Below are 22553 nucleotides of genomic sequence, written 5' to 3' on the forward strand. Positions count from 1 at the left end.
AAGCTCTCAAGCCTCTTGAATCAATGTTTCGATTTCCTTCAAGCGCGTCCACATCAATGCCTGGTCGCCTTTGGCTTCAACATTGAGCCGCAACAACGGCTCGGTGTTGGACCCCCGCAGATTGAAGCGCCAATCGGCAAAAGAAACGCTGATGCCGTCGGTCTTATCCAGTTCAGGGCCTTGCGGAAGAAAATGCGTCAGTACCTTTTGCAGCATCGCGGGCACATCTTCAACGCGGTAATTGATCTCGCCAGTGCACGGATAGGCCGCGATACGCTCGTCCACCAGTTGCGCAAGTGTCTTGCCGCCGCTGGACATCAAGGCAGTCACCAATAACCATGGAATCATGCCACTGTCGCAATAGGCAAAATCGCGGAAATAGTGGTGGGCACTCATCTCACCGCCATAGATCGCATCTTCAAGACGCATACGCTCTTTGATAAATGCGTGACCAGTTTTGCACAGCACCGGTACGCCCCCCGCCTGTTCAACTTGATCGATTGTGTTCCAGGTCAGTCGCGGGTCATGAATGATCTTGCTGCCCGGGTGCTGCTTGAGCAGCATTTCGGCCAGCAGGCCCACCAGATAATAGCCTTCAATGAACCGACCTGTTTCGTCAAAGAAGAAACAGCGGTCAAAGTCGCCATCCCACGCCAGCCCGAGATCACAACCGTTATCGAGCAGCGCCTGACGTGTGAGCTCACGGTTTTCCGGCAGCAACGGGTTGGGCACGCCATTAGGGAAATTACCGTCGGGCTCGCCATTGATCAGCACCCATTCAAACGGCAGCTTGCCGATCAACGCCTGTAGAACCGGACCCGCCGCGCCGTTGCCAGGATCGGCCAGCACTTTCAACGGTTTGAGTTGCGCAGTGTCAACATAGGTCAACAGATGATTGATGTAACCAGCCTTGTCCTGCTCATGGCGAACATTGCCCGGCGTGTCCGCCAATGCGCCCAGGTCACCGCTTTCCACTCGGTCCCGGATTGCATTGAGGCCTGTATCGCCGCTGATCGGACGCGACTGCGATTTGACCAGCTTCATCCCGTTGTAGCCTTTGGGATTGTGGCTTGCAGTAATCATCACCCCACCGTCCGCATTGAACGCGCTGGTAGCGAAGTAGACCTCTTCAGTCCCGCACAGACCGATGTCAATGACGTCCGCGCCGCCCTCCAGCAAGCCACGGGTCATCGCATCCGCCAGCATCGGGCTCTCCAGCCGCATGTCCCGACCCAGTACGATGCTCTTGCCCTGCAGCTCGGTGACCATCGCGCGGCCAATCCGATAAGCCACATCTTCGTTCAGGTCGGACGGTACCTGGCCACGGATGTCATAAGCCTTGAAGCATCGGGTTTTGATAGGGGTATGCATTCTGGTCTCTTGGTTGGAAATCTGAAGACGAAACACCCGGAGCTGCCGTCGTGCGTCATCGATATTGAATGAGATGTGAGGTATATACATGCAAATAAGCCTGACCGGTCAATGAATCACCGATCAGGCTTATGACAGCCGACAGGCAATTACTGGTCGACGCGGCCGTAGATATCTTCGAAGCGCACGATATCGTCTTCACCCAGATATTCGCCGCTCTGCACTTCAATCATCACCAGGTCAATCACCCCCGGATTACTGAGACGATGTTGATGGCCTGCACGAATGAACGTGGACTCGTTGGTGTTCAACATCAGCTCCTGCTGGTCGTTGACCACCACAGCCATGCCCTTGACGACAATCCAGTGTTCACTGCGATGGTGATGCATCTGCAAGGACAGGGACGCCTTCGGTTTGACCACGATACGCTTGATCTTGAAACGCTCGCCCTCCTCCAGAGTGGTGTAGGTGCCCCATGGTCGATGGACCGTACGGTGCAGCAAGTGCACCGTATGACTGCAGGCCTTTAGCTGGTTGACGATATGTTTCACGTCCTGAGCATGATCCTTGTGGGCGATCATCACTGCATCAGGCGTGTCGATTACCAACAAGTCTTCGACACCCACCAGGGCCGTCAGGCGAGATTCGCTGTTCACATAATTGTTACGCGAACCATGGGAGAGGACTTCGCCTTCGAAACGGTTGCCGTTTTCGTCAGGCTCGGTCAGTTCACTCACGGCATTCCAGGAGCCGATATCGCTCCAGCCAATGTCACAAGGGATGGTCGCAACCTTGCTGGAACGCTCCATCAACGCATAGTCAATGGAGATATCCGGTACCTTGGCGAAGGCGTCGCTGTCCAGTGCCAGACACCGATACTTGTCGGAAGAAGTCAGGCGCGAAGCCTCGATTGTCCTGGCAACGGCTTCGACGACGTCGGGAGCATGCTGGCGAAGCTCTTCCAGAACCGTACCCACGCGGAAGCAGAACATGCCTGAGTTCCAGAAATAGTTACCGGCCTTGACATACCCCTGAGCAGTTTCCAGGTTCGGTTTCTCGACAAACCGCGCAACTTTCAGGCCTCCCTCTAGCGGGGTGTCTTTTTGCGCTTCGATGTAACCGAAGCCGGTTTCCGGATAGGTCGGCTGAATACCGAACGTGACCAGCCAGCCCTCAGCGGCAAGCGCGCCTGCCTGGGCCACTGCGGCGGCAAACGCTTTTTCATCCTTGATCAGGTGATCGGCGGCCAGCACCAGCATTTGCGCATCAGCGCCATGGGTAGCTTCGAGCTGAAGGGCCGCCGCAGCGACTGCTGCCGCGGTATTACGTCCGAAAGGTTCAAGGATGAACCCTTGAGCGTGCTTGGCGGTGTTAACCACGCCGTACTCGTCTTCAGTCTTGAACAACAGTTCACGGTTGGTCACCGTGAGGACTTCGACAACGCCCTCCAGACGCGAAGCACGCAAGAACGTCTTCTGGATAAGATTCTGGCCGTCTGGCAAATCCATGAACGGCTTGGGGTGGGCTTCACGGGAAACAGGCCACAACCGGCTGCCCACTCCGCCAGACAAAATTACGGGAATCAGTTCCATGCTCGAAATCCTTAATCCCCTTTCCTGTTGATGTCATCAGAAAAGCGGGTTCAGTTATATTTTCAGTCGTTCCTGCACCGAACTCAGTGCAAAAGCATTGCTCTACCATCAAAACCTGTCAGCCATTCTACAGCGGGCTTGAATAGATAACTCGGCAAACTACCAGTCGGACGCCAACCGCCATCAAGCCGAAGGATTATCCAGTAACTTCTGCAGGTATTGCCCGTAGCCGGTCTTTTTCAGACGCTCGGCCTGAGTTGCCACCTGCTCAGCGGCTATCCACCCATTGTTGTAGGCAATTTCCTCGAGACAAGCGACTTTCAGGCCCTGCCGGTGTTCGATTGTATGGACGAAGTGACTCGCTTCCAGCAGGGAGTCGTGCGTGCCAGTGTCCAGCCAGGCGAAACCGCGGCCCAGCATCTCGACGTTAAGCGTCTTCTGTTCCAGATAAGCTCGGTTGATATCGGTGATTTCCAGCTCGCCGCGCTCGGAAGGCTTGATGCTTTTAGCGATTTCAATCACGTCGTTGTCGTAGAAATACAGACCGGTAACAGCGTAGTTGGATTTCGGTTTCTGCGGCTTTTCTTCGATGCTCAGAGCCCTGCCTGCTGCGTCGAATTCCACGACCCCGAAGCGCTCCGGGTCGCTGACGTGATAACCGAATACGGTGGCACCCGCAGCCTGGGCACTGGCCGAAAGAAGATTGTGCGTGAAGTTCTGGCCGTAAAAGATATTATCGCCAAGGATCAGGCAGCATGGATCTTTGCCAATGAACTCCTCGCCAATGATGAATGCCTGGGCCAGACCGTCAGGACTAGGCTGCTCGGCGTAACTCAGCTGGACACCGTAGAGGCTGCCATCACCCAACAGTTTGCGGAAATTGGGCAAGTCCTCGGGGGTGGAAATGATCAGGATTTCGCGCATGCCTGCCAGCATCAGCACCGACAACGGATAGAAAATCATCGGTTTGTCGTAAATCGGAAGCAGTTGTTTGGACACACCCAAAGTGACCGGATGCAACCGCGTACCTGAGCCACCGGCCAGAATGATGCCTTTACGGTTTGTCTTGATCATTTGTTCAGGGTTTCCCTAAGCATTCGGGTTACACCACTTTGCCAATCCGGCAAGTGCAGAGAAAAGTTGTCGCGCAGCTTCTGCGTATTCAAACGAGAGTTCAACGGCCGGCGTGCGGGTGTTGGAAAGGCCTCGGTGCTTATAGGATTGATGGCCTTGACCATGAGTGTCTCGCCAAGGCCGCGGGCGACATCAATCACAAAAGACGCATAGCCTTGCCGCGACACTTCACCGCTGGCGACCAAGTGATACACACCAGCCAGTTCGGGTCGCTGCAAAACCTGCAAGATAGCCAATGCCGTCACGTCGGCGATTAAATCCGCGCCCGTGGGTGCACCGATCTGATCCGCGACGATCTCTAGGGTTTCACGCTCGCGAGCCAGTTTGAGCATGATCTTGGCAAAGTTATCGTCGCGAGCGCCATAACACCAACTTGTACGAAAGATCAGGTACTTACAGCCGGAACCGATAATTGCCTGCTCACCTGCTGCCTTGCTCGCGCCGTACCGATTCAACGGAGCAACAGGGTCCGTTTCCAGCCAGGGCGTTGAGCCCTGACCGTTGAAAACGTAGTCCGTGGAGATATGAATCAACCATGCGCCCGTAGCCAGAGCTTCTTGCGCCATGAGCTGGCAGGCGCTGAAATTCACGAGATCCGCCAGGTCGCTCTCGACCTCCGCTTTGTCGACAGCCGTGTAGGCCGCCGCGTTGACGATGATGTCTGGACGCGTGCGCTGAATGGTGGAGCGCAATCCAGCAAGATCGGTAAGGTCGCCGCAAAGAAATTCTGTACCGTGGCGGTCCAGGGAAATCAACTCGCCAAGCGGAGCCAGAGAGCGCTGCAGCTCCCACCCAACCTGACCGTTTTTTCCCAGCAAGAGGATTTTCATGACTTGTCCGAACGGTCCGAATAATTCTGGTCTATCCACTGCTGGTAGCTACCGCTCTTCACGTGCGCGACCCAATCAGTATTATTCAGATACCACTCGACCGTCTTACGAATACCGGTTTCGAAGGTTTCTTGCGGCGTCCAGTTCAGCTCACGCTGAATCTTGCTGGCATCAATTGCATAGCGCTGATCGTGACCCGGACGATCCTGGACGTAAGTAATCAAGTCCGCATGAGGGCGATGAGCGGACTCTGGACGCAACTCATCGAGCAAGGTGCAGAGTGCATGCACCACTTCAATGTTCTGCTTTTCGTTATGGCCGCCGATGTTATAGGTCTCACCGATTACGCCTTCAGTCACAACCTTGTAAAGCGCACGCGCATGATCCTCGACGTAAAGCCAGTCCCGAACCTGATTGCCTTTGCCATACACCGGCAATGACTTGCCCTCCAAAGCATTCAGGATAATCAGCGGAATCAGCTTCTCGGGAAAATGACAGGGGCCGTAATTGTTCGAGCAATTGGTCACCAGTGTCGGCAGACCATAGGTACGGGCCCACGCGCGAACCAGGTGATCGGAACTGGCCTTGCTGGCCGAATACGGTGAACTTGGCTGATAGGGAGTGTTTTCGGTAAAGAGATCTTCCGGCCCCTCAAGATCGCCATAAACCTCGTCTGTCGAGATATGGTGAAAGCGAAAACCGTCCTTGCGAATATCATCCATATCCGACCAATAACGACGGGCCGCTTCTAGCAAGGTATAAGTGCCAATAATGTTGGTCTGGATAAATTCGGACGGACCAGAAATCGAGCGGTCTACGTGAGATTCTGCAGCAAGGTGCATGATTGCATCCGGCTGATGCTCGCGCAAAACACGGTCGACCTCATCGCGATCGCAGATGTCGACGCGCTCGAACGCATATCGCGAATCATTGCTGACTGTTGCCAACGACTCAAGATTACCGGCATAAGTAAGCTTATCGACATTGATCACTGCGTCGGTGGTACTGGAGATGATGTGACGAATGACTGCCGAGCCAATGAAACCCGCCCCGCCGGTTACTAGAATTTTCACGCGAAACCATACCCTCGAGTAGCTGACAGGGCCGCCAACCCAGCGCTGTCTAATCCATGAAAGCAAAAGCCCTTAGTTCAAATGGCTTCTGTCAAAGTCAGTCCTGAACGAAGTGCGAACATGCCACCATCAAATCAGGGCGGCATTTTACAGCTTAATGAACGATTTACGAATGGATATAGACAAGCCGTGGCGCAAATTCGCTCTCGCAGTTGCTTCCGATACAGTCAGGCAATGCGCTTGCGGGAAGCTCTCGACGAACGACCGAGAAGCCAACTGATCACTGGCCCTGCGAGCATGCCGATCAGCAGCGCCAGCATCAGTATCAACGAAACGGGTAATTGAGGGCTCGACCAACCGATGAACACAAGCGCTACCGACTGCTGATTTTCCAGCATGAAAGCCAGAACCAGCAATATAAGTAACAGAATGAAACCACAGAGAACGATGTGTTTGAATTTACGCATGCACGCTCCCTCGAGAGGCAATGGAAATCAAACCCCCTCCTCCTCTTCCTCATTCACCCGATCACGCAATTCCTTACCCGGCTTGAAATGCGGAACGAATTTACCGTCAAGGCTGACAGATTGACCGGTTTTAGGATTGCGACCAACACGCGGCGCACGGTAGTGCAGGGAGAAGCTGCCGAATCCACGGATCTCGATACGATCACCGGTGGCCAGACATTGGGACATTTGTTCAAGCATGGTCTTGATGGCCAGCTCTACATCCTTGGATGAGAGCAGCCCTTGATGGGTGACAATTCGTTCGATCAACTCCGACTTCGTCATATTTTTCCCTTCTTTTTCAAGCAGCTAGATCAGCGCTTGAAAGGTTTTAGCACGCCCGGAAGATTTTGAACAGCCCAGGGATTGACATATCTTCCTCAGCGTCAAAACGCCCATTTTCAGGGCATAAAATCAACAAACTGTAGTGGTCTAATGAAACCGGACACCCATTTAGGCGAGAATGCTCGCCAGATCGAGGTGTCAGATGACTAAACAACGCCGCTCCTTTACTCCTGAATTCAAGCGCGAGGCTGCTGACCTTGTGCTCAAACAAAACTACAGCTACATCGAAGCCAGCCGTTCGCTCGGCATTGGTGAGTCGGCATTGCGCCGCTGGGTTGACCAGATTCAGAAAGAACATAAAGGCGTCACTCCGCAGAGCAAGGCACTGACTCCGGAACAGCAAAAAATTCAGGAGCTGGAAGCCCGGATTGCTCGGCTTGAGCGAGAGAAATCAATACTAAAAAAGGCTACCGCGCTCTTGATGTCGGAAGATCACGAGCGTTCGCGCTGATTGACCAGTTGAGGGCACATGAGCCGGTTGATTGGCTGTGCAAGGTGTTTGACGTCACTCGCTCGTGTTACTACGCCCAGCGCCCGCGGCGCCGCACGCCGGATGTCGAACGGCTTCGATTGCGTAGTCGCGTAAGTGAGCTGTTCTCGCAAAGTCGCAGCTCTGCGGGCAGTCGCAGCATCCTGTCACTGATGCGTGAAGACGGTGAGCAACTCGGTCGATTCAAAGTGCGTAGCTTGATGCGCGAGCTTGATTTAGTCAGCAAACAACCCGGCTCCCATGCCTACAAACGAGCAACAGTAGAAAGACTGGATATCCCGAACACATTGAACCGCGAGTTCGACGTGCCTGCGCCCAATCAAGTCTGGTGCGGCGATATCACCTACATTTGGGCACAAGGAAAGTGGCATTACCTGGCTGTCGTCCTGGATCTTTGTACGCGTCGGATCGTGGGCTGGGCGCTGTCGGAAAAGCCAGACGCTGAGCTGGTGATCAAAGCGCTGGATATGGCTTACGAGCAGCGTGGCAGGCCTTCGGATCTGCTATTCCACTCGGACCAGGGATCGCAATATGCAAGCCGACTCTTTCGCCAGCGGTTGTGGCGATACCGCATGCGTCAGAGCATGAGTCGACGAGGAAACTGCTGGGATAACGCACCGATGGAGCGCGTATTTCGTAGCTTGAAAACAGAATGGATACCGACCGTGGGCTATCGAACTGCGCAGGAAGCACAGCGCGATATCAGCAACTTTTTGATGCATCGCTACAACTGGATTCGGCCTCACCAGTTCAACAAGGGGTTGGCACCAGCGCGGGCCGAGGAAAAACTTAACGTCGTGTCCGGGATTAGTTGACCACTACAAACAAGCTCAACGACAGATGACCAGCATGGTTCGCGTCACGTAGCCAGCCGGATTGAAGCCAAAAGGAAACTCATCTTCATCCTTGGCATCATCAGATCGGGTAATGACTTTATACCCAGCCCCTTTGCACTCCTTCGCCGCTCGCTTCTGGCACTTCTCCCAACTGGAGCCCAATCCAGAGCAGTCGACCTCTATACCACTGACACCGCGCACCGCATGGGTCTTGGCGCTGGTGGTGCAGCCTGCCAAAACCAATACAGCCATGAGGGCAATAAACTTGTTCATCCACTTCCTTATGCCAGGCGACGCCCGACTACCACACGCTTAAGACCAAGCTTAGTCGCGAATAGGCGATTGATCCGATTAAAGAAACAGACAACTCCGGAGTGAGATTGGTTTCACCACAACCCTCACAGCACACGCAACTCACCAAATCGCAGGCACAAAAAAGGGCGACCGAAGTCGCCCTTTTTAATGATCAAGCAGAACTTAGTTCTGTTTGGCCATTGCCTGGCGCAGCAGTGCCGCCATGGTGGTGTCGCCGGTAGCAGCTTCCGGAGTCTCTTTCAGGCTCTGGATAGCTTCTTTCTCTTCAGCATCATCTTTCGACTTGATGGAGAGTTGGATCACGCGGCTCTTGCGATCAACGCTGATGATCTTGGCTTCTACTTCCTGGCCTTCTTTCAGAACGTTGCGCGCGTCTTCAACGCGGTCACGGCTGATTTCGGAGGCTTTCAGAGTCGCTTCGATATCGTCGGCCAGAACGATGATGGCGCCTTTGGCGTCAACTTCTTTCACGGTGCCAGTAACGATTGCGCCTTTGTCGTTAACCGAGACGTACTCGGAGAACGGATCGCTTTCCAGTTGCTTGATACCCAGGGAGATACGCTCGCGCTCTGGGTCAACCGACAGGATAACGGTGTCCAGCTCGTCGCCCTTCTTGAAACGACGAACAGCTTCTTCGCCAACTTCGTTCCAGGAGATGTCGGACAGGTGAACCAGACCGTCGATGCCGCCGTCCAGACCAATGAAGATACCGAAATCGGTGATCGACTTGATGGTGCCGGAGATTTTATCGCCCTTGTTGAACTGGCCAGAGAAATCTTCCCACGGGTTAGATTTGCACTGCTTGATGCCCAGGGAGATACGACGACGTTCTTCGTCGATGTCCAGAACCATAACTTCCACTTCGTCGCCGACTTGTACGACTTTCGAAGGGTGGATGTTCTTGTTGGTCCAGTCCATTTCGGAAACGTGTACCAGACCTTCAACGCCTTCTTCCAGCTCAGCGAAGCAGCCGTAGTCGGTCAGGTTGGTTACACGAGCGGTAACGCGGGTGCTTTCTGGGTAACGAGCTTTGATAGCAACCCATGGATCTTCACCCAGTTGCTTCAGGCCCAGGGAAACACGGTTGCGTTCGCGATCGTATTTCAGAACCTTAACGTCGATTTCGTCACCAACGTTGACGATCTCGGAAGGATGCTTGATGCGCTTCCAGGCCATGTCGGTGATGTGCAGCAGGCCGTCCACGCCACCCAGATCGACGAATGCGCCGTAATCGGTGAGGTTTTTGACGATACCTTTGACTTGCTGGCCTTCCTGCAGGGATTCCAGCAGAGCTTCACGCTCGGCGGAGTTCTCGGCTTCCAGGACGCTGCGACGGGAAACGACAACGTTGTTGCGCTTCTGGTCCAGCTTGATGACCTTGAATTCCAGCTCTTTGCCTTCCAGGTGCGTGGTGTCGCGCACTGGACGGACGTCAACCAGGGAACCTGGCAGGAACGCACGGATGCCGTTAACGTCGACAGTGAAGCCGCCTTTAACCTTACCGTTGATAACGCCCTTGACCACTTCCTCGGCTGCGAAGGCAGCTTCCAGAACGATCCAGCACTCAGCGCGCTTGGCTTTTTCACGGGACAGCTTGGTTTCACCGAAACCATCTTCAACCGAGTCCAGAGCAACGTGAACTTCGTCACCGACATTGATAGTCAGATCGCCAGCGTCGTTGTAGAACTGCTCAAGCGGGATGAGTGCTTCAGACTTCAGGCCAGCGTGAACGGTTACCCAGCGAGCTTGGTAATCGATATCAACGATAACACCGGTGATGATGGAGCCTGCCTGAAGGTTCAGGGTTTTTAGGCTTTCTTCAAAGAGTTCCGCAAAGCTTTCGCTCATTTTAATTCCTGTAAATGAGGGCGAAGGATACGCCCATCTCCACACCCCAGACGGTGTGGGTTAGTTTCATATAGAAGAAGCGCCACAGGACTATGACTGGTCCCCTGCAACCTTCTTGGTCACCCGGCGATATCGCGAATGGCGATCTCGCTCATGATGCGTTCAAGCACCTGATCGATGGACAACTCCGTGGAATCCAGCTGTATGGCGTCAGCCGCCGGCTTAAGCGGGGCTACCGCTCGCTGGGTGTCACGCTCATCGCGTGCACGGATCTCATCTAGCAGACTCGACAGACTAACACCCTCGACTTTGCCCTTCAACTGCAAATATCGACGGCGCGCCCGCTCCTCGGCACTGGCGGTCAGGAAAATCTTCAGCGGCGCACTCGGGAAAACCACCGTACCCATGTCGCGACCATCGGCCACAAGACCCGGCGCTTCCTGGAAAGCACGCTGGCGCTGCAGCAGCGCCTCGCGTACCGCCGGCAATGCAGCCACTTGAGAAGCGCCGGAACCGACGCTTTCAGTACGAATGACATCGCTGACTTCGTCACCTTCCAGAATGATGCGCTGCAACTGACCGTCGGTCGCCGCAATGAATTGCACATCCAGATGAGCGGCAAGAGTCTTCAGCAGCTCTTCATTGGTCAGGTCGACACCATGATTGTGCGCAGCGAACGCCAGCAACCGGTAAAGCGCACCGGAATCCAGCAGGTTCCAGCCCAGACGCTTGGCCAGAATCCCGGCTACCGTGCCTTTGCCCGAGCCGCTTGGCCCATCAATGGTGATGACCGGTGCAATGTTCTTCACGACTGAGCCTCTTGTGCCACACGAATACCGACCTGCCCGCACAGCGCGAGGAAGTTCGGGAACGACGTCGCGACGTTGGCGCAATCATGGATGCGGATCGGTGCAGTGGCGCGCAGCGATGCCACGCTGAATGCCATGGCGATACGGTGATCGCCGTGACCATGCACTTCGCCGCCGCCAATCTGGCCGCCGTCGATGATGATGCCGTCCGGCGTCGGTTCGCATTTGACGCCCAGCGCCAGCAAACCGTCCGCCATGACCTGGATACGATCCGATTCCTTGACCCGCAGCTCTTCGGCGCCAGTCAGCACGGTGCGCCCTTCGGCACAGGCGGCGGCCACGAACAGCACCGGGAATTCATCGATGGCCAACGGAACCAGCTCTTCCGGAATCTCGATACCTTTGAGTTTAGCTGCCCGCACGCGCAGGTCAGCCACAGGCTCGCCGCCGACTTCACGCTGGTTCTCCAAAGTGATATCGGCACCCATCAGACGCAGGATATCGATGACACCGGTACGGGTCGGGTTGATGCCAACGTGTTCCAGCACCAGCTCCGAGCCTTCAGCGATCGAAGCCGCGACCAGGAAGAACGCCGACGACGAGATGTCGCCCGGCACTTCGATATGGGTCGCTGTCAACTTGCCACCGGATTCGACCGATGAAGTCGCACCATCAACGCTTACCGGGTAGCCGAAGCCGCGCAGCATGCGCTCGGTGTGGTCACGGGTCGGCGCAGGTTCGGTAACGGTGGTCTTGCCTTCAGCGTACAGACCGGCCAGCAGCAGGCAGGACTTCACCTGAGCACTGGCCATCGGCATGGTGTAGGTCAGACCCTTGAGCTTGTGGCCACCACGGATAGTCATCGGCGGACGACCTTCGGCAGCGGTTTCGATCACGGCGCCCATTTCACGCAGCGGATTGGCCACGCGGTTCATCGGACGCTTGGAAAGCGAAGCATCGCCGGTCAGGGTGCTGTCGAAGTTCTGCGCGGCCAGCAGGCCGGACAGCAGACGCATCGACGTACCGGAGTTGCCCAGATAGATCGGGCCCGGCGCAGGTTTCAGGCCGTGCAGGCCAACACCGTGAATGGTCACGCGACCGTGGTGCGGACCTTCGATGACCACGCCCATGTCGCGGAACGCCTGCAAGGTCGCCAGGGCGTCTTCGCCCTCGAGGAAGCCTTCGACTTCGGTGACGCCTTCGGCCAGCGAGCCGAGCATGATCGAACGGTGGGAAATCGATTTGTCACCCGGTACGCGAATCCGACCGGACAGGCGGCCACCAGGTTGAGCCAGGAAGATCAGATCGTTGGAATTCATAGCGTCCACATAGGCCCTGCGGGCCAGGATTTTACTGAAATGCTCGCGGGCAACCCGGGCGCGAGTGAAAACGCCCAACAATTGGTGCCCATCCCCTGCATCGACCGCGTCGCGCAAGGCGTCGAGGTCGCTGCGAAATGTATCAAGTGTGCGCAGAACAGCCTCGCGGTTGGCGAGGAAGATGTCGTGCCACATCACCGGGTCGCTTCCGGCGATTCTTGTGAAATCGCGGAAACCACCGGCAGCGTAACGGAAGATCTCAAGGTTTTCATTGCGTTTGGCCAACGAGTCGACCAGACCGAAGGCCAGCAGGTGCGGCAGATGGCTGGTCGCAGCCAGCACTTCGTCGTGACGTTCGACCTGCATATGCTCCACATCAGCACCCAGTTCACGCCACAGACGATCGACCACAGCGAGTGCCGCCGGATCGGTTTGCTCAAGCGGCGTCAGGATCACTTTGTGTCGACGGAACAGCTCGGCATTTGAGGCTTCTACCCCACTCTGCTCGGATCCAGCAATCGGATGCCCGGGCACGAAGCGCGCCGGCATACCGCCAAAAGCCTCGGTCGCCGCGCGCACCACATTACCTTTGGCGCTGCCAACATCGGTCAGAATCGCCTGCCCCAGATCCATGCTCGCCAAACGCGCGAGCACTTTCTCCATGGCCAGAATCGGCACTGCCAGCTGAATCACGTCCGCGCCTTGGCATGCAGCTGCCAAGTCATCCTCGCAGCGATCCACTACACCCAACTCGACCGCCAGCTTGCGCGATTGCGGGTCGAGATCGACGCCGACCACTTCGCGGCACACGCCGCTTTCACGCAAGCCTTTGGCAAACGAACCACCGATCAATCCCAGACCGACCACCACCAGGCGACCGATCATAGGTGCAGCAGATTGCAGTGCAGTGAAATCACCCACGAGCCAGAACCTTACGCAGTGCGTCGAGGAAGCGGCTGTTTTCCGCGGGCAGACCGATCGTCACCCGCAGGTGGTTCGGCATGCCGTAATTGGCCACGGGACGCACGATCACGCCTTCGCGCAGCAAGCCCTGGAACACTGGAGCCGCCACCTGACCGAGATCGACGCAAATGAAGTTGCCCTTGGACTCGATCCAGCCCAAATCCAGCTCCCGGAAACCGGCTTGCAGTTGCTGCATGCCTGACTCGTTGAGCTGACGGCTTTGCGCCAGATATTCTTCGTCTTTCAACGCCGCACACGCCGCAGCCAAAGCCAGGCTGTTGACGTTGAACGGCTGGCGAACACGGTTCAGCACATCCGCCACTACCGGAGTGGACAGGCCATAGCCGACGCGCAACGCCGCCAGACCATAGGCTTTGGAGAAGGTGCGCGAGACCAGCAGGTTCGGATACGCCGCAAGGAAATCCAGACCATCCGGCAAGTCGCTGCCTTCGGCATACTCGATGTACGCCTCGTCCAGCACCACCAACACATGCTCTGGAACATCCTGCAGGAACTCGTCCAGCGCTTCGGCGCCGAACCAGGTACCGGTCGGGTTGTTCGGGTTGGCGATGAACACCACGCGGGTGTTGGCGTCGATAGCGGCGAGCATGGCAGGCAGGTCGTGCCCCCAATCCTTGGCCGGCACCACTTTGGCCTGCGCGCCGACTGCCTGGGTGGCGATCGGATACACCGCGAACGCGTGCTCACTGAACACGGCATTCAGGCCCGGCGCCAGATAGGCACGCGCGACCAGTTCGAGAATGTCGTTGGAGCCGTTGCCAAGGGTGACTTGATTCAGCTCAACGCGGCACTGCTCAGCCAACAGGGACTTCAGCGCGAAGCCGTTGCCGTCCGGATAACGGGTCAGCTCGGCCAGCTCTTCGCGGATCGCCACCAAGGCTTTCGGACTGGCGCCCAGCGGGTTTTCGTTGCTGGCCAGTTTGACGATTTTCGCCGGATCCAGATCCAGCTCGCGCGCCAGTTCGTCCACAGGCTTGCCCGGAACGTACGGCGAAAGTTGTTGCACGCCCGGCTGTGCCAGAGCGAGGAAATTGCCACTCATTTACTACCGCCCCTTACAGAACTGCTTTCGGGTAGGAACCCAGCACTTTGAGTGCTACTGCTTCCTGACTGATCTTTTCCAACACACCTTTGATCAACGGATCACGGTGGTGGCCGACGAAGTCGATGAAGAACACGTAGGTCCACTTACCGCTGCGCGACGGACGGGTTTCGATGCGGGTCAGGTCGATACCGTTGTCATGGAACGGCACCAACAGCTCATGAAGCGCGCCGGGCTTGTTGCTCATGGAAACGATGATCGACGTCTTGTCGTCGCCGGTCGGCGGCACTTCCTGGTTGCCGATCATCAGGAAGCGCGTGGAGTTGTCCGGGCGATCTTCGATTTTCTCGGCCAGACGGGTCAGGCCATAGAGGCCAGCCGCCATGTCACCGGCAATCGCCGCCGAATTCCACTCGCCTTTAACCCGCTTGGCCGCTTCGGCATTGCTCGACACCGCCACGCGCTCGACATTCGGGTAATGCGCGTCCAGCCACTTGCGGCACTGCGCCAGCGACTGAGCGTGGGAATAGATGCGGCTGATGCTGTCGGTCTTGGTGTTTTCACCGACCAACAGGTGATGGTGGATGCGCAGCTCGACTTCGCCACAGATCACCATGTCGTGTTCAAGGAAGCTGTCCAGCGTGTGGTTGACCGCGCCTTCGGTGGAGTTCTCCACTGGCACCACGCCAAAGTTCACCGCACCGGCGGCCACTTCACGGAACACTTCGTCGATCGCCGCCATCGGCTTGCTGATCACCGCGTGACCGAAGTGCTTCATGGCCGCCGCTTGGGTAAAGGTGCCTTCAGGGCCGAGGTAAGCCACTTTCAGCGGCTGCTCCAGCGCCAGGCACGAAGACATGATTTCGCGGAACAACCGCGCCATCTCTTCGTTGCCCAGCGGCCCCTGGTTACGCTCCATCACCCGCTTGAGCACCTGAGCTTCACGCTCGGGACGATAGAACACCGGCACTTCGCCTTCGGCCAGCGAGGCCATCTTTACTCGCGCGACTTCCTGGGCGCAACGCGCACGCTCACTGATCAGCTCCATGACCTTGGCGTCCAGAGCGTCAATGCGAACGCGCAGTGCCTTGAGTTCTTGCTCGGACATCAGCCGTGTTCCTTCTCGAATTCAGCCATGTACGCCACCAGCGCATTGACGGCGGTGATGTCGACGGCGTTGTAGATGGAGGCGCGCATGCCGCCCACGGAGCGGTGGCCCTTGAGGTTGAGCAGACCGCGCTCCTCGGCACCGACCAGGAATGGCTTGTCCAGACGATCATCAGCGAGGCGGAACGGCACGTTCATCCACGAGCGATCCGACTTGTTGATTGGGTTGCTGTAGAGGCCGCTGGCATCGATGAAGTCATACAGCGTGCGCTGTTTGACGTCGTTCAGTTTAGCAATCGCTTCGACGCCGCCCTGTTCTTTCAGCCACTGGAACACCAGACCGGACAGGTACCAGGCCAGGGTCGGCGGAGTGTTGTACATCGAGCCGTTATCGGCCGCGACTTTGTAGTTGAGCATGGTCGGGCACAGCGAACGCGCCTTGCCCAACAGGTCTTCGCGGATAATGTTGACCACGATGCCGCTCGGGCCGATGTTCTTCTGCGCGCCCGCGTAGATCATGCCGAAACGCGAAATGTCGACTGGACGCGAGAGGATGTCCGAAGACATGTCAGCAACCAATGGCACGTCGCCGGTTTCCGGGATCCACTGGAATTCCAGACCGCCGATGGTTTCGTTCGGTGCGTAGTGAACGTAAGCGGCATCCTTGGACAGGTTCCACTCGTTCTGACCCGGGATGGCGAAATAGTCATAAGGCTTGGCGGTAGCGGCAACGTTGACGTGACCGTAACGCGAAGCTTCTTCGATGGCTTTCTGCGACCAGATACCGGTGTCGATATAGTCAGCCGAGCCGCCTTCAGGCAACAGATTCAGCGGGATCTGCGCAAACTGCTGGCTGGCGCCGCCCTGCAGAAACAGCACTTTATAGTTCGAAGGGATATTCAGCAGGTCACGCAGATCCTGCTCGGCCTGATTGGCAATGGACACGAACTCATCGCTGCGATGGCTCATTTCCATAACCGACAGACCCTTGCCGTGCCAGTCAAGGAGTTCACCTTGGGCGCGCTGCAGGACAGCTTCGGGAAGCGCCGCAGGGCCGGCGCAGAAGTTATAGGCTCGCTTGCTCACATCCAATCTCGCTCTGACTTGGTGATACACAATAAATCTGTAATTCGGTAACTCTGCACTTCAGAAACTTTCATACCGGACAAATAACAAGGGGGCGAATTCTCATCCGCCCCCTCGCTTGTCCGCTTATTCCTGCGGTTCTTCGTCAGCTGCGGCGTCAAGTTGCTGGTCTTCGGCAACGTCGTCAATCACGACCTCCGCGCCAGACACCAACCCTTCTTCACCTTCGAGCTCTTCGCCCTCGACTTCCGACGGCTCCTGAACCCGCTCCAGACCGACCAGCGTTTCATCAGTGGCCAGCTTGATCAGGGTCACACCCTGGGTGTTGCGACCCAGGCTGGACACTTCATCAACACGAGTCCGCACCAGTGTGCCCTGGTCGGAAATCAGCATGATTTCCTCGCCTTCCTGCACCTGGATCGCACCGACGAGTTTGCCGTTGCGCTCTTTGGTGACCATGGCAATCACACCCTGACCACCGCGACCGCGGCGAGGGAATTTGCTCAGGGCGGTGCGCTTGCCGAAACCACGCTCGGAAGCGGTCAGAATCTGCGCGCCCGACTCAGGAATCAGCATGGAGATCAGTTTCTGATCCTTGAGGATCCGCATGCCGCGAATACCGCGTGCACCACGACCCATTTCACGCACTGCGGCTTCAGCGAAACGAATCACCTTGCCAGCGTCAGAGAACAGCATGATTTCTTTCGCGCCATCAGTGATGGCAGCTGCAATCAGCGTATCGCCTTCCTTCAACTTCAAGGCGATCAAGCCATTGGAGCGCGGACGGGCGAAGCGTGCCAGCGGGGTCTTCTTGACGGTACCGGAAGCCGTGGCCATGAAGATGAATTCGCCGGTCGGCTCAGCCACCAGTTCGGCTGTTTCGCCGTCGATCTCTTCAAGCTCGGCAGCTTCTTCAGCTTCGACTACTTCGCCTTCGATGATCACATCGTCAGCATCATCCTCATCGTCAGCACCGGCACGTTTTTGCAGGGCCTCGAGATCGATCTGCAGCATGGTGGTGATGGTTTCATCGGCTTCCAGCGGCAGCAGATTGACCAGCGGACGACCACGTGCAGCACGCGATGCTTCAGGGATTTCGTAAGTCTTCAGCCAGTAAACCTTGCCTTTGCTGGAGAACAGCAACAGCGTGGAGTGACTGTTGGCAACCAGCAGGTGAGCAATGTAGTCCTCATCCTTGACGCCGGTCGCCGACTTGCCTTTACCGCCACGACGCTGAGCCTGGTACGCAGCCAGCGGCTGGGTCTTGGCGTAGCCACCGTGGGAGATGGTCACGACGCGCTCTTCTTCCGGGATCATGTCGCCCAGAGTCAGGTCGAGGCGTGCATCGAGAATCTCGGTGCGACGCTGATCGCCGTATTCGGCGCGGATCACTTCCAGCTCTTCGCGGATCACTTCCATCAGGCGCACGGCACTGTTGAGGATGCGGATCAGCTCGCCGATCTGGTTGAGGATCTCTTGATACTCGGCCAGCAGCTTCTCGTGCTCCAGACCGGTCAGACGGTGCAGACGCAGTTCCAGAATGGCTTGCGCCTGTTCTGGCGAAAGGAAGTACTTGCCTTCGCGCAGACCGTATTGCGGATCGAGGTTTTCCGGACGGCACGAATCGGCACCGGCACGTTCAACCATCGCCACTACCGCCGAGGATTCCCAAGGGGTGCTGATCAGCGCTTCCTTGGCTTCCGATGGGGTTGGCGAAGCTTTGATCAGGGCGATCACCGGGTCGATGTTCGACAGGGCAACGGCCTGGCCTTCAAGGATGTGACCACGCTCGCGCGCCTTGCGCAGTTCGAACACGGTACGGCGGGTAACGACTTCGCGACGGTGACGAACGAAGGCTTCCAGCAGATCCTTGAGATTCAGAATCCGCGGACGGCCGTCGATCAGCGCAACGATGTTGATACCGAATACCGATTGCAGCTGGGTCTGGGCGTAGAGGTTGTTGAGGATCACCTCAGGCACTTCGCCGCGACGCAGCTCGATCACGACGCGCATACCGTCCTTGTCGGACTCGTCGCGCAGTTCAGTGATGCCTTCAAGCTTCTTCTCTTTTACCAGCTCGGCGATCTTCTCGATCAGACGCGCCTTGTTCAACTGGTAAGGAAGTTCGGTGATAACGATCTGCTGACGACCGCCGACCTTGTCGATGTCTTCAACGATCGAACGCGCACGCATGTAAATGCGCCCACGACCGGTGCGGTAGGCTTCGATGATACCGGCGCGACCGTTGATGATCGCGGCGGTCGGGAAGTCCGGACCGGGGATGTATTGCATCAGCTCGTCGACAGTCAGCTCGGGATTGTCGATGAGCGCCAGGCAACCGTCGATGACTTCACCGAGGTTGTGCGGCGGGATGTTGGTTGCCATGCCCACAGCGATACCGCTGGAACCGTTGACCAGCAGGTTGGGAATACGGGTCGGCATGACCGCCGGGATCATTTCCGTGCCGTCGTAGTTCGGCACCCAATCCACGGTTTCCTTATGCAAGTCAGCCAGCAGCTCGTGAGCCAGCTTGGTCATGCGCACTTCGGTGTATCGCATGGCTGCAGCGTTGTCGCCGTCCACCGAACCGAAGTTGCCCTGACCGTCGACTAACAGGTAGCGCAGGGAGAAAGGCTGAGCCATACGTACGATGGTGTCGTAGACGGCAGTGTCACCGTGCGGGTGATATTTACCGATCACGTCACCGACAACACGGGCAGATTTCTTGTACGGCTTGTTGAAGTCGTTGCCCAGCTCGCTCATCGCGAACAGCACGCGGCGGTGCACGGGCTTCAAGCCATCGCGCGCATCCGGCAGTGCACGGCCGACGATCACGCTCATCGCGTAATCGAGGTAGGACTGTTTCAGCTCGTCTTCGATATTGACCGGGAGGATTTCTTTGGCCAGTTCGCCCATGAGAAGCCTGATTCCTTTTTCTGGTGAAACCTCGTCATATCCATAGGGATCACGAAGCTCGTCGATGCAGACTGAGTGCCATGCGCCGACTTACGACAAATCAACAAGTTGAACCCTGGATTTGCGCAGTGAAGACAACCCTGTGGGACTGCCTCGGAAAACGCCGGATGCTACCACAATCGCCGCCACGCACCTATCCCCCACAAGCGCATGGAGCATAGTTAGTTGACCGGTAATCGCCTGAAAGGGGGACGAGAGAAGCTTAGAGAGTTATTGAATAGAGATTTCGAGCTGGGTTTACGCTTGTTTATTGACTTATAGCGCCTCATTGCCAGCAGCTTGGTTTGCACATTGATTTGGGTCGATCACAAATCCTGTGGGGGCCAGCCTGCTGGCGATGCCGTCTTTTCAGGCGCCAGTGACAATTAATGCAGGCGCTTGCGGCACATCAACTGCGCCATTTTCGCGGTGTCCGGACGCTCGACGATGCCCTTCTCGGTAACAATCGCATCGATCAAGTCTGCCGGCGTCACGTCAAACACTGGGTTGAACGCTTCAACGTCCGCCCCGACACGCTTGCCACCGACTTCCAGCAGCTCGGCGCCGTCACGCTCTTCGATCGGAATGTCATCACCACTGGCCAGATTCATGTCGATGGTCGAACTCGGCGCCACCACCATGAAACGCACACCGTGGTGCATGGCGTTGACCGCCAGTTGATAGGTGCCGATCTTGTTGGCCACATCACCATTGGCGGTAATGCGGTCAGCGCCGACGATCACCCAGGTCACACCTTTGGTTTTCATGATGTGCGCGGCGGCGGAGTCAGCATTGAGGGTCACAGGAATGCCTTCGTTGGCCAGTTCCCACGCGGTCAGGCGCGAACCTTGCAGCCAAGGCCGGGTTTCGTCTGCATAAACGCGTTCAACCATCCCCTCAAGGAAAGCCGCTCGAATGACCCCCAGCGCCGTGCCGAAACCGCCGGTGGCAAGGGCACCGGTGTTGCAGTGGGTGAGAATCGCCTGCGCGTTGCCCTGATGCTTGCGGATCAGATCGACACCCAATTGCGCCATGGTCAGGTTTGCTTCGCGGTCACTTTCATGTATGGCGATAGCTTCGGCTTCCAGGGCCGCAAGAGGATCGGCATTTTCTTTCAGACGATCCAGCCGATCGTGCATGCGACCCAGCGCCCAGAACAGATTGACTGCGGTCGGACGGGAATCGGCCAACAGGGCGAAATCCTCTTCCAGCGCCGCATACCAGTCGCCACCTTCGGCAATCCGTGCGCGGGCCGCGAGCACGATGCCATAAGCCGCGCTGATACCGATGGCCGGCGCGCCACGCACCACCATCGAGCGAATCGCCTCGGCCACGCCGGCGGCGCTGGTGTAGGCAATCCAGGTTTCCTCGAACGGCAAAATACGCTGATCCAGCAGGTGGAGCGCGCCATCTCGCCAATCGATGGCCTTTACTTTCTCCGCAGCCAACAGTCGATCGCGCATCCCTCACCCCGCACTCATGAACAAAAGCCGCCGATTATAGCGATCCCCCCGCGAAGACGCTCGGGTATACTTCGCCATCCTTTACAAAAGCACTGGAACCGACCCTCGATGCCGAAACCTGCCATTGCGCTCGACTTATTATTGCTGCCGACCTGGCTGGTACCCGTCGAACCCGCAGGCGTTGTGCTCAAGGAGCATGGCCTGGGCATCCGCGACGGTCGCATCGTGTTTATCGGCCCACGCGCCGAAGCGTTGAAGTGTAATGCCACGCAAGTGCGCGAATTGCCGGATGTTCTGCTCAGCCCCGGTCTGATCAACGCCCATGGCCACGCCGCAATGACGTTGTTCCGCGGCCTGGCCGATGATCTGCCGCTGATGACCTGGCTGGAAAACCACATTTGGCCGGCCGAAGCCAAATGGGTCGATGAAGACTTCGTCCGTGATGGCACCGACCTCGCAATCGCCGAGCAGATCAAGGGCGGCATCACCTGCTTTTCGGACATGTACTTCTTCCCGAAAGTTGCCAGCGAGCGCGTGCACAACAGCGGCATCCGCGCACAGATCGCCATTCCGATCCTCGACTTCCCGATTCCTGGCGCCAGCAACGCGGATGAGGCCATTCGTCAGGGCGTCGAGTTGTTCGGCGATCTGAAGCATCACGAACGGATCAAGATCACCTTCGGCCCTCATGCACCCTACACCGTCGGCGACGAGAACCTTGAGAAAATCCGCGTGATTGCCGAGGAGCTGGACGCGTCGATCCACATGCACGTCCACGAAACCGCCTTCGAAGTGCAGCAAGCGGTTGAACAGCACGGCGAACGGCCACTCGCCCGCCTCGGCCGTCTGGGCCTGCTCGGCCCGCGCTTCCAGGCCGTGCACATGACCCAGATCAGCGATGAAGACCTGGCGTTGCTGGTAGAAAGCAACACCAACATCATCCATTGCCCGGAATCGAACCTGAAACTCGCCAGCGGCTTCTGTCCCGTCGAGCGTCTGTGGCAAGCCGGGGTCAACGTTGCGGTCGGCACTGATGGCGCGGCCAGCAACAATGATCTGGATCTGCTCGGCGAGACCCGCACCGCTGCCTTGCTGGCCAAAGCCGTCGCCGGCTCGGCTACCGCGCTCGACGCCCATCGCGCCCTGCGCATGGCCACACTGAACGGCGCACGCGCCTTGGGGATCGAAAGCGAAACGGGCTCGCTGGAAATCGGCAAAGCCGCGGACATTGTCGCCTTCGACCTGTCTGGCCTGGCGCAGCAACCGGTGTACGACCCGGTTTCACAGCTTATATACGCCACCGGTCGCGATTGCGTGAAACACCTGTGGGTCGCCGGCAAACAATTGCTTGACGAACGGCGCCTGACCCGCATGGATGAAGAACAGCTTGGCGCTACTGCGCGAGCCTGGGGCCAGCGCATCAGCGGCCACACCGAATCGTAAACATC

Annotated in this window: 18 protein-coding genes; 2 read left to right on the forward strand and 16 right to left on the reverse strand. The window is 57.3% G+C overall.

The window, feature by feature from the left end:
* Positions 1–6: 6 nt before the first annotated feature.
* From ACA043_RS21165 to ihfB, 7 genes are all read right to left on the reverse strand, one after another.
* Entirely contained in the window at positions 7–1371 is a 1365-nt protein-coding gene (locus tag ACA043_RS21165; protein ID WP_497657865.1) for a phosphohexomutase domain-containing protein, read from the reverse strand.
* A gap of 149 nt (positions 1372–1520) precedes the next feature.
* On the reverse strand, positions 1521–2963 hold the full coding sequence (locus ACA043_RS21170; protein ID WP_489879046.1) for a mannose-1-phosphate guanylyltransferase/mannose-6-phosphate isomerase: 1443 nt from the start codon (positions 2961–2963) through the stop codon (positions 1521–1523).
* Between the two features lie 183 nt (positions 2964–3146).
* Complete coding sequence (rfbA, locus tag ACA043_RS21175) at positions 3147–4037, reverse strand: glucose-1-phosphate thymidylyltransferase RfbA (RefSeq protein ID WP_489879045.1); 891 nt, start codon at positions 4035–4037, stop codon at positions 3147–3149.
* The gene (gene rfbD, locus ACA043_RS21180; protein ID WP_497615099.1) at positions 4034–4927 is read right to left on the reverse strand and encodes a dTDP-4-dehydrorhamnose reductase; all 894 of its coding nucleotides are present in this window, start codon (positions 4925–4927) and stop codon (positions 4034–4036) included. Before rfbD ends, rfbA begins: the two co-directional genes overlap by 4 nt.
* The gene (rfbB, locus tag ACA043_RS21185) at positions 4924–6000 is read right to left on the reverse strand and encodes a dTDP-glucose 4,6-dehydratase (RefSeq protein WP_489879043.1); all 1077 of its coding nucleotides are present in this window, start codon (positions 5998–6000) and stop codon (positions 4924–4926) included. The genes rfbD and rfbB overlap by 4 nt, the downstream gene beginning before the upstream one ends.
* Positions 6001–6227: 227 nt before the next feature.
* The gene (locus ACA043_RS21190; RefSeq protein ID WP_489879042.1) at positions 6228–6467 is read right to left on the reverse strand and encodes a LapA family protein; all 240 of its coding nucleotides are present in this window, start codon (positions 6465–6467) and stop codon (positions 6228–6230) included.
* 27 nt (positions 6468–6494) lie between these two features.
* Positions 6495–6791 (reverse strand): integration host factor subunit beta, encoded by a 297-nt coding sequence (ihfB, locus tag ACA043_RS21195; protein WP_003189779.1) that lies wholly within the window; start codon positions 6789–6791, stop codon positions 6495–6497.
* Between the two features lie 202 nt (positions 6792–6993).
* Here ihfB and ACA043_RS21200 point away from each other — a divergent pair.
* A protein-coding gene (locus tag ACA043_RS21200; RefSeq protein ID WP_497659659.1) for an IS3 family transposase occupies positions 6994–8156 on the forward strand; the annotation gives its coding sequence in 2 pieces (ribosomal slippage) (positions 6994–7249 and positions 7249–8156; 1164 coding nt in all).
* 15 nt (positions 8157–8171) lie between these two features.
* On the opposite strand, the gene ACA043_RS21205 is transcribed toward ACA043_RS21200, so the two are convergent.
* From ACA043_RS21205 to mtnA, 9 genes are all read right to left on the reverse strand, one after another.
* Positions 8172–8450, reverse strand: coding sequence for a hypothetical protein (locus ACA043_RS21205; RefSeq protein WP_187677719.1), 279 nt, complete (start codon positions 8448–8450; stop codon positions 8172–8174).
* A gap of 204 nt (positions 8451–8654) precedes the next feature.
* Positions 8655–10340 carry a 30S ribosomal protein S1 gene (gene rpsA / locus ACA043_RS21210; protein WP_100847732.1) on the reverse strand — a complete coding sequence of 562 codons (1686 nt, stop codon included), beginning with the start codon at positions 10338–10340 and terminating at the stop codon, positions 8655–8657.
* A gap of 119 nt (positions 10341–10459) precedes the next feature.
* On the reverse strand, positions 10460–11149 hold the full coding sequence (gene cmk / locus ACA043_RS21215) for a (d)CMP kinase (protein ID WP_187677720.1): 690 nt from the start codon (positions 11147–11149) through the stop codon (positions 10460–10462).
* Positions 11146–13353 (reverse strand): bifunctional prephenate dehydrogenase/3-phosphoshikimate 1-carboxyvinyltransferase, encoded by a 2208-nt coding sequence (locus ACA043_RS21220; protein WP_489879133.1) that lies wholly within the window; start codon positions 13351–13353, stop codon positions 11146–11148. Before ACA043_RS21220 ends, cmk begins: the two co-directional genes overlap by 4 nt.
* A gap of 28 nt (positions 13354–13381) precedes the next feature.
* Positions 13382–14494, reverse strand: coding sequence for a histidinol-phosphate transaminase (hisC, locus tag ACA043_RS21225; protein ID WP_489879041.1), 1113 nt, complete (start codon positions 14492–14494; stop codon positions 13382–13384).
* A 13-nt stretch (positions 14495–14507) separates the two neighbouring features.
* On the reverse strand, positions 14508–15602 hold the full coding sequence (pheA, locus tag ACA043_RS21230; protein ID WP_497657866.1) for a prephenate dehydratase: 1095 nt from the start codon (positions 15600–15602) through the stop codon (positions 14508–14510).
* The gene (gene serC / locus ACA043_RS21235; protein WP_187677723.1) at positions 15602–16687 is read right to left on the reverse strand and encodes a 3-phosphoserine/phosphohydroxythreonine transaminase; all 1086 of its coding nucleotides are present in this window, start codon (positions 16685–16687) and stop codon (positions 15602–15604) included. Before serC ends, pheA begins: the two co-directional genes overlap by 1 nt.
* Positions 16688–16813: 126 nt before the next feature.
* On the reverse strand, positions 16814–19603 hold the full coding sequence (gene gyrA, locus ACA043_RS21240; RefSeq protein ID WP_401272130.1) for a DNA gyrase subunit A: 2790 nt from the start codon (positions 19601–19603) through the stop codon (positions 16814–16816).
* A gap of 425 nt (positions 19604–20028) precedes the next feature.
* Entirely contained in the window at positions 20029–21105 is a 1077-nt protein-coding gene (mtnA, locus tag ACA043_RS21245) for an S-methyl-5-thioribose-1-phosphate isomerase (RefSeq protein WP_016986961.1), read from the reverse strand.
* 108 nt (positions 21106–21213) lie between these two features.
* Between mtnA and ACA043_RS21250 the strand changes: the two genes are divergently transcribed.
* The gene (locus ACA043_RS21250) at positions 21214–22548 is read left to right on the forward strand and encodes a TRZ/ATZ family hydrolase (protein ID WP_489879038.1); all 1335 of its coding nucleotides are present in this window, start codon (positions 21214–21216) and stop codon (positions 22546–22548) included.
* The last annotated feature ends 5 nt before the right edge of the window (positions 22549–22553 follow it).

Source organism: Pseudomonas sp. LBUM1648 (genome assembly GCF_059716145.1).

Coding starts and splice junctions, on each gene's coding strand:
- ACA043_RS21165 (WP_497657865.1), bottom strand. CDS start 1,371: ATGCATACCCCTATCAAAACCCGATGCTTCAAGGCTTATGACATCCGT.
- ACA043_RS21170 (WP_489879046.1), bottom strand. CDS start 2,963: ATGGAACTGATTCCCGTAATTTTGTCTGGCGGAGTGGGCAGCCGGTTG.
- rfbA (WP_489879045.1), bottom strand. CDS start 4,037: ATGATCAAGACAAACCGTAAAGGCATCATTCTGGCCGGTGGCTCAGGT.
- rfbD (WP_497615099.1), bottom strand. CDS start 4,927: ATGAAAATCCTCTTGCTGGGAAAAAACGGTCAGGTTGGGTGGGAGCTG.
- ACA043_RS21190 (WP_489879042.1), bottom strand. CDS start 6,467: ATGCGTAAATTCAAACACATCGTTCTCTGTGGTTTCATTCTGTTACTT.
- ihfB (WP_003189779.1), bottom strand. CDS start 6,791: ATGACGAAGTCGGAGTTGATCGAACGAATTGTCACCCATCAAGGGCTG.
- ACA043_RS21205 (WP_187677719.1), bottom strand. CDS start 8,450: ATGAACAAGTTTATTGCCCTCATGGCTGTATTGGTTTTGGCAGGCTGC.
- rpsA (WP_100847732.1), bottom strand. CDS start 10,340: ATGAGCGAAAGCTTTGCGGAACTCTTTGAAGAAAGCCTAAAAACCCTG.
- ACA043_RS21220 (WP_489879133.1), bottom strand. CDS start 13,353: ATGATCGGTCGCCTGGTGGTGGTCGGTCTGGGATTGATCGGTGGTTCG.
- hisC (WP_489879041.1), bottom strand. CDS start 14,494: ATGAGTGGCAATTTCCTCGCTCTGGCACAGCCGGGCGTGCAACAACTT.
- pheA (WP_497657866.1), bottom strand. CDS start 15,602: ATGTCCGAGCAAGAACTCAAGGCACTGCGCGTTCGCATTGACGCTCTG.
- gyrA (WP_401272130.1), bottom strand. CDS start 19,603: ATGGGCGAACTGGCCAAAGAAATCCTCCCGGTCAATATCGAAGACGAG.
- mtnA (WP_016986961.1), bottom strand. CDS start 21,105: ATGCGCGATCGACTGTTGGCTGCGGAGAAAGTAAAGGCCATCGATTGG.
- ACA043_RS21250 (WP_489879038.1), top strand. CDS start 21,214: ATGCCGAAACCTGCCATTGCGCTCGACTTATTATTGCTGCCGACCTGG.